The sequence below is a fragment of the Paenibacillus sp. P4_E11 genome (assembly GCF_056401635.1).
This window is the reverse complement of record NZ_JBFUIX010000359.1, coordinates 1-2,141: the sequence shown is the minus strand read 5'-3', so window position 1 is coordinate 2,141 and position 2,141 is coordinate 1. Positions and strand designations below refer to the sequence as shown.

Sequence of the window (2,141 nt, the reverse complement as noted above, 5' to 3'; positions counted from 1 at the left end):
CTGCTAATGCCCTCAGCACTAATTTCCTCATTGATCTCGACATTCGGCATGCTTATGTAGGCGGAGAGACGATTAATCCGAGCCCCTCCTCCTCAGCCCCATATTACCAGAGTTGGGGAACCGTACTGAACCTCATCGGATGCTCAAATTTCGAAATAAAAGGTAACGGGTGCCAACTTCAGTATGTGGATGGGCTGCACTTCGGTTCCTTCGACCCGACCACGGGTATCATGTATGAAGCCACCGGGAACTTCACAAACCCGGCCTATGCCGCGAACCCAGGCAATTTCCTGTCCCTGACGAACKGTTCCCACTACCAGACATCGGGAATTACCGTGGATGGTAACAACACCACATTCGTACTTGGAGGCCACTGGGGAGATACGGGTATTCAACTACAGAACTGCGGGTTGAGAGAATTTAACTGCATAGATGGCATGACACTCGGGTGTACCTTCGAATATTTCGGGCTGGATGGATGCTATATCGGCTCGACCGGGAACACGCAGATGGGGCTTGTACATATCAAAGTCAACTCCAGATACTCCGGTCGGCAGGGTCTCTCGTTCACAGGTGGCAACCAGATCGAGCTGCATAGCTGCGACTATTCCCACACCGGCATGGGCGGCGTCTTCTCCTCTCCTGGCGCTGGCGTTGATTTCGAGCCGAATGGCTCCTACGACATTAGCGATGTCATGATTACGAACCCGCGGATTATAGGGAACAGAGGTGCAGCCGTGCTGGCTCTGCGCTGCAAGAAAGTGCAGATCTATGGCGGTGAGCTGGAAGGAGGCACATCGTTCTATAATGCTACCACTACGGTAGAGATGGTCCTGCGGGATGTGACCCTGCGAGGTGGCATTACTAACTGTAAGGGTACCAACAAGTTCTACAACTGTACCATTACTAGCCGTAGCAAATGGGGATCCGCAACCGCATCTAGGAAGCTGATCGAGAATGTCTGCGCCGACTCGACGTTCGAGGACTGCTTCATCGAATCTGGTCTTGACCTGTTGTATCTCGTTAACGGGAATTACAAAAACTGCACGGTAGAGATCTATTCGGACACGGATGTGGCCGTCCGGAGCCGTGTCGGTGTAATCTCAGGCGGGATCTGGAGCGACTGTGCGTTCCGCGTTGCCTTCAACAACCAGACGAGTGACTTGACGGTCGCTGGTGAACACGCTTACATTAGCTCGGGGCCAAACGTTAAGTTTCGCGGCCTAACTCAGATTAGCGGCAGTCAGATAGCATGGGGCGGCCGCGCCGCCAACCCTAACATCCTGTTAGCAACGTACAAGGATCCCGGAGCTTACAATTATGGCAGTACAACAGTATCGTCTATCGTCAACGGGAATGGTACGTACGACTTCCTGATTGGCGTAGGGTTCTTCATCGTCTCGTGCAGCAGCATTACCGGACTCTCCACATTCAGTTACAGTGTGGTCCAACAGTCCTACTCATCGTCGGTAGCCAGCTCGCACAGCTTATTCCCCTTGGGGACTGGCGTAATTACGTCGCTGGGAGTGGGAGGGGCCGTTGCTCCGGTGGTCATCAACGGGAAAGACTACATCCGGGTGACGACTACCGCTGACCTTTCCAGTGCCACGATGACGATCACAAGAATAGCTCTGAATAATCTTGCTGCTTCAATCTCAGTGACCGAGTAAGGATTATTGAACAACCCATTTTATAGGAGGCACACATGCGACCTTTGAGAAAATTCAACCTTTTCATTCCCATTATATTGATTATGTGTTTATTCCTGTTATCCACCAGTTCAGTGTTCGGTGAAGCCATCGATTCCGATTCCTCCGTTGCTGAGCTTGGCCAGCGTATGACGATCGATGGGAAGTCAACCATCGTGATTTCCCCGACCGCCACTACTGTAGAGAAGCAAGCGGCCCAGGAGCTGCAAGCGTACATTAAGCAAATATCCGGTCTGGAGCTGACGGTATCTGCTCAAGTCTACGGCGAGGTCAGTACGAAGTTGTATATCGGTTCTGCTGCACCGAGTCCCGAGGTCGATCGTATTCGCGCAGGCGGGGAGCAACCGGAATCGTTCCGACTGCACGTTACGAACGAATACGTCCAATTTGTCGGATTGACGGATAAGGGAACGCAGTACGCCGTGTATGAGC

2 protein-coding genes are annotated in these 2,141 nt (G+C 52.4%); both read left to right on the top strand.

What is annotated here, in order from left to right:
• Positions 1-1,670 (top strand): hypothetical protein (locus AC1DWB_RS33970; protein WP_477545489.1); only part of this gene is annotated, 1,670 nt, incomplete at its 5' end.
• Between the two features lie 35 nt (positions 1,671-1,705).
• Positions 1,706-2,141 (top strand): alpha-glucuronidase family glycosyl hydrolase (locus tag AC1DWB_RS33965; protein ID WP_477545488.1); only part of this gene is annotated, 436 nt, incomplete at its 3' end.